Source organism: Amycolatopsis sp. NPDC059027 (genome assembly GCF_042739735.1).
In the GTDB taxonomy this organism is placed as follows: domain Bacteria; phylum Actinomycetota; class Actinomycetes; order Mycobacteriales; family Pseudonocardiaceae; genus Amycolatopsis.
Genome location: NZ_JBHYIK010000005.1, coordinates 1 through 8,639, shown reverse-complemented (window position 1 = coordinate 8,639; position 8,639 = coordinate 1). Strand labels below are relative to the sequence as shown.

7 protein-coding genes are annotated in these 8,639 nt (G+C 68.8%); 5 read left to right on the top strand and 2 right to left on the bottom strand.

Going from position 1 to position 8,639, the window contains the following annotated elements:
- Nucleotides 1–1,095 precede the first annotated feature (1,095 nt).
- Genes ACFWY9_RS04775 through ACFWY9_RS04765 form a run of 3 tightly spaced genes read left to right on the top strand, consistent with a single transcriptional unit; the run spans nucleotide 1,096 to nucleotide 4,936 of the window.
- Nucleotides 1,096–2,469 (top strand): FAD-binding oxidoreductase, encoded by a 1,374-nt coding sequence (locus ACFWY9_RS04775; RefSeq protein WP_378338175.1) that lies wholly within the window; start codon nucleotides 1,096–1,098, stop codon nucleotides 2,467–2,469.
- 42 nt (nucleotides 2,470–2,511) lie between these two features.
- Nucleotides 2,512–4,074 carry an acetolactate synthase large subunit gene (locus ACFWY9_RS04770; protein WP_378338174.1) on the top strand — a complete coding sequence of 521 codons (1,563 nt, stop codon included), beginning with the start codon at nucleotides 2,512–2,514 and terminating at the stop codon, nucleotides 4,072–4,074.
- A gap of 19 nt (nucleotides 4,075–4,093) precedes the next feature.
- Nucleotides 4,094–4,936, top strand: a complete 843-nt coding sequence (locus ACFWY9_RS04765; protein WP_378338173.1) for a nitroreductase/quinone reductase family protein — start codon at nucleotides 4,094–4,096, stop codon at nucleotides 4,934–4,936.
- 190 nt (nucleotides 4,937–5,126) lie between these two features.
- Here the strand turns inward: ACFWY9_RS04765 and ACFWY9_RS04760 are convergent, their stop codons facing one another.
- Nucleotides 5,127–5,906 carry an SDR family NAD(P)-dependent oxidoreductase gene (locus ACFWY9_RS04760; protein WP_378338172.1) on the bottom strand — a complete coding sequence of 260 codons (780 nt, stop codon included), beginning with the start codon at nucleotides 5,904–5,906 and terminating at the stop codon, nucleotides 5,127–5,129.
- Between the two features lie 102 nt (nucleotides 5,907–6,008).
- Between ACFWY9_RS04760 and ACFWY9_RS04755 the strand changes: the two genes are divergently transcribed.
- Nucleotides 6,009–6,602 carry a TetR/AcrR family transcriptional regulator gene (locus ACFWY9_RS04755; RefSeq protein WP_378338171.1) on the top strand — a complete coding sequence of 198 codons (594 nt, stop codon included), beginning with the start codon at nucleotides 6,009–6,011 and terminating at the stop codon, nucleotides 6,600–6,602.
- A 72-nt stretch (nucleotides 6,603–6,674) separates the two neighbouring features.
- Here ACFWY9_RS04755 and ACFWY9_RS04750 read toward each other — a convergent pair whose 3' ends face one another.
- Nucleotides 6,675–8,090, bottom strand: a complete 1,416-nt coding sequence (locus tag ACFWY9_RS04750; protein ID WP_378338170.1) for an MFS transporter — start codon at nucleotides 8,088–8,090, stop codon at nucleotides 6,675–6,677.
- 57 nt (nucleotides 8,091–8,147) lie between these two features.
- On the opposite strand from ACFWY9_RS04750, the gene ACFWY9_RS04745 reads away from it, so the two are divergent.
- Nucleotides 8,148–8,636, top strand: coding sequence for a MarR family winged helix-turn-helix transcriptional regulator (locus tag ACFWY9_RS04745; RefSeq protein WP_378324970.1), 489 nt, complete (start codon nucleotides 8,148–8,150; stop codon nucleotides 8,634–8,636).
- The last annotated feature ends 3 nt before the right edge of the window (nucleotides 8,637–8,639 follow it).

The window sequence follows — 8,639 nt, the reverse complement described above, 5'->3', positions numbered from 1 at the left end:
GGGTGTTTATGATCCTCTCCCGCGGTCTTTCCGCGACTTCATCTATGGGGGGTGCTCCGGGGCGCCTGGGGTGCAGGTGTTGTGCTGAAGGCGCCCTTCAGCACATCCAACGCACTGAAAGCGCCCTTCAGTGCAGCCCGACTCTCGCACCCCGAACGGGGAACTCGGGCATCCGAAGGTGGGACTCGCCGGAGCGGTGACGCTGGGGCATCACGTCGAGGCCGGCCCGGCGATCACCCGGCCGTGTGAACCTCCAGAGTTTCACCATTAGTGGCAACACCTTCACCGTTTCGTGGGACAGTGCCGCCCGGTTGCCGTATCAAGATCGCCATCACCCAGAGTGATCGCGACTACAGCTACTACCCAGAGTGGTCGACCGCCGAAAGGGAGACCCCGCCGCAAAACACGAAAGCCTTACGTGTTTATCGTAGGAGGATTACGCGCTCCCTGCCACGGCCGGAAAAGGGACGCCGACGTTTTTTGACACCGCGCCAACCACCTGAAAATCTCCCCTTGCTCATCGCGAGAGCACCCAGGAAAACAAATCCGATAAAGGGAGACCTGAAATGCAGATGTTCGCCCAGCACGCGCACCACGCCCACGACATCCTCACGGGCGTGCTCGCGCACCTGGCGCACCTGCTCGGTTGGCTCGTCTGACCCGGCACATCTGAACGACCGGGGGTCGGCACGTTGGCGCGGGTCGGCCCCCGATCACCTCGCCGGAAAACACCGGTGAACAATTGGTCTTGAAAACAGCCCGGCGCCGTTCACGGCGGCCGGGCTGCCCTCATTTCCCCGACGTTCCACCGACGAATACGAAAGCCCCGAACGGCTTACCTCGTACGTGGTGACAAACCCACGAAGGTTCACCGCCTGAGGAACCCGCCGGTTCAGGCGGCTCCCATCGAGTGAAGGTGTGCTTGTCTTCGCGCACACCCGCGGGCCCGGTTCGGCGAGCTGCCCCGCGACGCGGTCGATGAGGCGGCACCGGAACCCACCTCCCAGTAAACGTGAAGAACGTTCATGGCCAGCGGTCGCCGCCAAGGACTACGCTGCGGTAACAAGGCAACGGCGCACGAGGGTGAGGCTGTCGATGGGCGATGGGGCGGCGCGACTGGCCAGGATCGTGGGAGACAAGAATCTGCTGGTCGGCGAGGCGATCTCGGAGGACTACGGGCACGACGAGGCGTTGAGCTTCGAGCCGAGGATGCCGGCGTACGTCGCGAAGCCGTCGACGGCGGAGGAAGTCGCGGAGTTGCTCAAGGCCGCGTCCGAACTCGGCATTCCGGTCACCGCACGTGGTTCCGCCACCGGCATCTCCGGCGGCTGCCGTCCCGAAGCGGACGGGCTGGTGGTCTCGTTCGAGCGGATGAACGCCGTGCTGGAGGTCGACACGGTCAACCACGTCGCGGTCGTCCAGCCGGGCGTCACACTGTCCGAACTGGACACGAAGACCACCGCGGCAGGGCTCGGCTACACGGTCTACCCCGGCGAGCTGAGCGCGAGCGTCGGCGGGAACGTCGGGACCAACGCCGGGGGTATGCGCGCGGTCAAGTACGGCGTCACCCGCCACAACGTCCTCGGGCTGCAGGCGGTGCTCCCGACCGGGGAGATCATCCGGACCGGCGGCAAGGTCTCGAAGATCTCCACCGGCTACGACCTGACCCAGCTCATCATCGGCTCCGAGGGCAGCCTCGCGCTCGCCACCGAGGTCACGGTCAAGCTCCACCCCCGGCTTCCGCACGGCGCCACCGTGCTCGCCCCGTTCGGCGATCTCGACCAGGTGATGACCGCGGTGCCGAAGATCGTCGCCGCCGGTCTCGACCCGCACATCCTCGAATACATCGACACCATGACGATGGGCGCGATCGTCTACACCGAGAAGCTCGAACTCGGCGTCCCCGACGACATCCGCGACAGGACCCAGGCCTACCTCGTGGTGGCGCTGGAGAACCGGCACGAAGACCGATTGCACGAAGACGTCGAGGCCCTGGGCGAGTTGCTCGGCGAACTGGGCGCCACCGAGGTCTACGTGCTCGAAGGAAGCTCCGCGCGCAAGCTCATCGAAGCACGGGAGAAAGCCTTCTGGACCGCCAAAACCGTCGGGGCCGACGACGTCATCGACGTCGTGGTCCCCCGTTCGGCGATGCCGGAATTCCTTGTCAAGTCCCGGGAAATGGCGCAGGCCACGGGTGGGGGCGCACTCGGCTGCGGGCACGCCGGCGACGGGAACGTCCACCTTGCGATCTTCTGCAAGGACCCGGCGACGCGGAAGAAACTGCTGACCGACATCTTCGGGCTGGCGATGGCGCTGGGCGGCGCGATCTCCGGCGAGCACGGGCTCGGCAAGAGCAAGACCGGGTACTACCGCGAGCTGGAGGATCCGGCGAAGATCGCGTTGATGCGACGTCTCAAGCAGGCCTTCGACCCGGCCGGGATTCTCAACCCGTCCGTCCTGTTCGGATGAACACAGTGGATAGACACAGTGGATAGAGAGAAAGCGCAGAGCATGACCGATCTGAACGGCGCCCAGTCCCTGATCCGCACACTGGTCGAGGCCGGTGTCGACGTGTGCTTCGCCAACCCCGGCACGTCGGAGATGCACTTCGTGGCCGCGCTCGACTCCGTCCCCGAAATGCGGGGCGTGCTCGGGCTTTTCGAGGGCGTCGTCACGGGTGCCGCGGACGGCTACGCGCGCATCGCGGGCAAACCGGCCGCGACGCTGCTGCATCTGGGGCCTGGCCTCGGCAACGGCCTGGCGAACCTGCACAACGCCCGCCGCGCGCACACCCCGATCGTCAACGTCGTCGGCGATCACGCGACCTACCACAAGCAGTACGACGCGCCGCTGGAATCCGACATCGACGCCGTCGCGGGCTCGCTCGAAGGCTGGATCCGCCGGTCGGCACACCCGAAGGACATCGGGGCCGACGCCGCCGCGGCGGTCGCGGCCGCGCAGAACGCACCCGGCCGCGTCGCCACGCTGATCCTGCCCGCGGACGTCTCGTGGGGCGAAGGCGGCGAGGTCGGCACAACCGTTGCGCCGCAAGCACCTCAGCCGGTCGACGCCACCACGGTGAAGAGCGTCGCCGAGGTGCTGGGCAGCGGTGAGCCGGTCGCGCTGCTCATCGGTGGCGCCGCCTGCTTCGAGCCGGGATTGCTGGCGGCGAGCCGGATCGCGGCGGCGACCGGGGTGAAGGTGTTCGTCGAGACGTTCCCGTCGCGGCTGGAGCGCGGGGCCGGCCTGCCGCCGATCGAGCGGCTCGGCTATCTCGCCGAGCAGGTCGTCTACCAGCTCGACGGCGTCAAGCACGTGATCGTCGCCGGGACGAAGGCGCCGGTTTCGTTCTTCGCCTACCCAGGGAAGCCGAGCGATCTCGTGCCCGAGGGCGCGCAGGTGCACACGCTCGCCGGCGTCGGGCAGGACGTCGTCGCCGCGCTGGCCGACGTCGCCGAACTGGTCGCCGCGGACACGGAACCCGTGCTGCAGCAACCTTCCCGGCCCGCGGTGCCGTCCGGGCCGCTGACCCCGCAGAACTGGGTCGAGGTGATCGGGGCGCTGCTGCCGGAGCGCGCGATCATCGCCGACGAGGCCAACACCTCCGGGCTGCTGCTGCCCGCGGCGACGGCGGGCGCGCCCCGCCACGACGTCCTGACGCTGACCGGTGGCGCCATCGGGTACGGCATGCCGGTGGCCACCGGCGCGGCGATCGCGGCGCCGGAGCGGCCGGTGGTCAACCTGCAGTCCGACGGCAGTGCGCTGTACACGATTTCGGCGCTGTGGACACAGGCGCGCGAGAACCTGAACGTGACGACGGTGGTGCTCAACAACCACGCGTACGCGATCCTGCGGCTGGAGTTGCAGCGCGTCGGCGCGGAAAGCGGTGGCCCCAAGGCGAACGAGCTGCTCGACCTGTCCCGGCCGGACATGGACTTCGTGAAGATCGCCGAGGGAATGGGCGTTCCGGCGACACGGGCGACCACCGCCGAGGAGCTGGCCGAGCAGTTCGCGCGGGCGCTGGCCGAACCGGGCCCGCACCTGATCGACGCCGTCGTCCCGCCGCTGTTCTGACCGTCCGAAAGGGACAGACATGCCGACCGTGACGAAGATCGACCCGCCCGGCGAGATCCGTTCGCTGGTCGTGCTCGACCGCGTCGACTACGCGGACACGTTCCGCATGGACACCGCGAAGGCGAGGTCCCACAGCCCCGAGCAATGGCTGCGGGACGTGCTGGAAAACGGGCCCCTGCGGCGTTTCCTCGTCCTCGGCTGGTCGCTGCTCGGTGCGCGCCTCGGCCCGCTCCGATCGGCGGATCACCTGCTGGGCTGGAAGATCGACGAGCGCGACGACGACCACATCCGGCTCTCGGTCGACTGGCGGCTCGGGCTCGGCGCGAATCTGGTCCTGCGCACCAGCGACTCCGCGGTGACACTGGCGACCTTCGTCAAGCTTCGCAGTGTCCCAAGCCGGGTGGTGTGGCGGCTCATCACCCGGTTTCACCACTGGTCGTTGCGTCTCCTGCTCACCGACGCGGCGCGGCGGCCCGCCCCGCCCCTGGCCGTTCTCTGGTTCCAACGGCATCTCGCGAACCCGATCTCCCGCCGCGTCGCGCGGTTCCTGCCGGGGGAAGCCGTGCTCGAAACCGTCGGGCGGCGTTCCGGTCTGCCCAGGGAGACGCCGATCGGCGGACGGCTCGAAGGCGCCACGTTCTGGATCGTCACCGAATTCGGCCGTCAGTCGCAGTACGTCCGCAACCTGGAGGCGCAGCCGCGAGTCCGGCTCCAGGTCAAGGGCCGCTGGCACACCGGCACGGCGTCCATTGTGGACGACGACGATCCTCGGGTACGGCTGCGGAAACTGCCGTGGTTCAACAGTCTCGTCGTGCGCACGGTGGGCACGAACCTGCTCACCGTGCGCGTCGACCTCGACTAGCACTCAGGGATCACGGACCGAGGGACAGACAGTGCCGACCGGAGCGGATTCGGTCCAGACCTTCGTCGCGTCCAGGGCACCGGAGGATGGCTGATTTCGGCGTTCCAGAACACTCGCGAGCGGAGTCCGCCCTGACACGTCACACGGTTCGCCGGTGTCCCGCCGGGCCTTCGGCGGCCGCGCTTGCCGGTTACGTGGCAGGTCGCGACTCCGCGAGCTTGAGCGCGGTGCGGGTCGGCAGCAGTGCGACGAGGCGGCGGACGAGGCGGTTCGCGCCACCGGAGACGACGCTGACCGGCGGGGTACGCCGGTCGAGTGCCTTCAGCGCCGTGGTCACCACCTGCTCCGGTGTCTGGAACCGGGTGCCGCCGGTGTCGGTGCCGCCACGCGCGTAGAACTCGGTGCGCGTCGGTCCCGGCGAGACAACCATCACCGTCGGCCCCGCGGCGCGCAGCTCGTGCGCGAGCGCCTCGGTGAAGCGGATCACGAACGCCTTCGCCGCCGAGTAGACGGCCATGAAGGGCACCGGCAGGTATCCGGTCAGGCTCCCGACGTTCAGCAACGCACCACGCCCGGAGGCGACCAGATCCGGCAGGAAGGCATGGCAGATCTCCACCAGGGCGACGATGTCGAGGTGCAGCTGCGCGCGCACCTCGTCCTCGGTGGAGTCCGCGAACGGCTTGGTCAGCCCCATACCGGCACAGTTGACCACTGTGTCCACCCGGATCTCCAGCGCGTCCAGCCGCTTCTTGAGCAGCGGCCCGCCGCGCTCGGTGTGCAGATCGAACGCCACCGGACGCGCCAGGCGTCCCGTCCGCGCGGTGATGTCCGCCGCCAGTTCCCGCAACACATCCTCCCGTCGCCCGACGAGCACCACGTCCGCGCCACGATGGGCCAGCCGGCGCGCGAACTCGGCGCCGATCCCGGAACTCGCCCCGGTCACGAGCGCGGTGGTCCCTGTGTACCGCATCGGTCTCCCGTCCACGGCCAGCCGGCCGCCCACTCTCGATGTAATAAGCTCTCACATTGAGAGTAGCCAAGTATGTGAGAGGCTTCAACATTGGGAGGATCCATGGCTGGGCGAGACACGTATCATCACGGCGATCTGCGGAACGCGCTCCTGGACGCGACCATCGAGCTGGTCCGGGAACGTGGCGCGAAGGGATTCAGCGTTTCCGAGGCCGCCCGCCGCGCCGGCGTGTCCCCCTCGGCGCCATACCGTCACTTCGCCGACCGCGACGCGATGCTCGCCGCCACCGCCCAGCACGCTTTCACCGAACTGGAGGCGCGGTTCACCGCCCTCGCCCTGGAGCCGACGCTCACCGGCCGCGCCGCGCAGATCGCCGTCGCCTACGTCGCGTTCGCCCGTGAGGACCCGGCACGGTTCGAGGTCATGTTCGCCGCCGGAATCGACAAGACCGCCCATCCCGAGCTACTCGACCAGACCCGCCGCGTCCAGACACAGCTGGCGGAAGCGCTCTCGCCCCACGTCCCACCGGCGGAGCTCGTGGATCGCGCCGCCGAACTGTGGTCGATCGCGCACGGCGTCGCCGCCCTCACCGTCGGCGGGAACCTCCGCCATGTCGTCGACCCGCCACGCATCGACACGATCGCCGCGTCGGCCGCGCGCGCCTGGGCGACCGGCACCCCAGGACCCGGCAGGTGAGCACGCGCCGCGACGAGGTCCGCGCTCGGCGGCGACCGCGCCCGGCGCGATACCCGTGACTCGGGGAGCGCGCTAGGCGGCGACGAGTTCGCCGGTTTCCTTCCGGGTCTTCGGTACCAGCGCGGTGAAGCCGATACCGGCCAGCGCCGCCACCCCGGCGACGACGAACGTCGCGCGGAAGCCGGTCAGCGAGGGCGCGGTCACCGCGCCGACGGTGATCGTCATGTTCGCGAGCATCGTCGACATCACCGCGCTGGAGGTCGAGGTGCCCACCGAGCGCATCAGCGAGTTGAGCCCGTTGGCCGCGCCGGTCTCGCTCAACGGCACCGCGCCCATGATCAGCGACGGCATCGCGGCATAGGTGATGCCGACCCCGGCGCCGATGATCACCGACGCGGCGATCAGCTCGAAAGCGTTGTCCAGCAAGAAAAGCGCGAAGACGTAGCCGAGCGCGATCACCGCCGAGCCGATCATCAGCGTGCTGCGGGCGCCGAATCGGGTGGTCAGCCGTGCCGACACCGGCGACAGCAGCATCATCACCAGGCCGTTGGGCATCAGGCAGAGACCGGCGACGAGCATCGTCAGGCCCAGTCCGTAGCCGGTCGCCGTGGGAGCCTGCAGCAGCTGCGGGAACGACAAAAACATGGCGTACAAGGCGAAACCGACGAGGATCGACGCCAGATTCGTGAACAGCACCGGCCGTCGCGCGGACACCCGCAGATCGACGAGGGGGTCGCGGCGGCGCAACTGGTACCAGCCCCACAGCAGGAGGAGCACGACCGACGCGGCGGCGAGACCGAGTGTGATGCCGCTGCCCCAGCCCCATTCACCGCCCTTGACGATCGGCAGCAGCAGGCAGATCAGCCCGGCGGCGAGCCCGAGCGTGCCGAGGTAGTCGAACGGGGCGGGAGTGCGCACCGGCGATTCCGGCACTGCGAACAGGATCAGCGCCAGGCAGATCGCACCGAGTGCGCTGGAGCCCCAGAAAAGCACGTGCCAGTCGAGGTTTTCGGCGACGAGCGCGGCGATCGGGAGGGCGAGCGCGCCGCCGACCCCGAGCGTCGCGCTCATCAGCGAGACGGCGCCGCCGACGCGCTCGGGCGGGATTTCGTCGCGCATGATGCTGATGCCGAGCGCGACGATGCCCATCGCGAGGCCCTGCAGCGCCCGGCCGACGATCATCAGCGCGAGCGAACTGGTCAGCGCGCACAGCACGGAGCCGAGGATGAGCAGCACGAGGCTGCCCACGACGACCCTGCGCTTGCCGTAGAGGTCGCCGAGCCTGCCGCTCACCGGCGTCACCACCGCGGCCGCCAGCAACGTCACCGTGACCACCCAGGACGCATTGGTCGCGGTGGTGTCCAGAAGCCGGGGAAACGCTGGGATCAGGGGCACGACCAGCGTCTGCATGAAGGAGACGACCAGGCCGCAGGAGGCGAGGACGCCCACGACCAGCGACGGATTACGGGAGTCACCCGGACGAGACACGAATACCCCAGCGAGCCGGTTTGTGCACGATACACACGTTGTGGATCATACACATCCATGACCGGCGAACGGACCGTACGTGATCGAGTCGACGTGCTGAACGGGCTCAGCCGCGAGCTGAAACTGCTGAGCCGTCACCAGGTGCTGCCGCACAGCCTGGCGACCCCGCTCGCGCTGGAGCGCTCGGCGTTCCTGCTGCTCAGCAGGCTGGAAGCGGACCAGCCGATGTCACTGCGGGAACTGGCGGAAGCGTTCGGTCTCGACGTCTCCACGGTCAACCGGCAGGTCGCCGCGCTGCTGCGGCAGGGACTCGCCGAGCGCATCCCGGACCCCGGCGGCGGGTTGGCGCGGAAACTGCGGGCGACCGAGGAAGGAAAACGGAAGCTGGGCCAGGATCAGGCCCAGCACCGGGCCGGTCTCGACATGATCATGACGCACTGGTCCGCCGCGGACCGGCACACGTTCTTCGAGCTGCTGCGCCGGTTCAACGAGGACATCGAGGCCCTGCAGGGCACGACTCCCTGGCCGCGCGGCGAGAAGAGCTGAAGG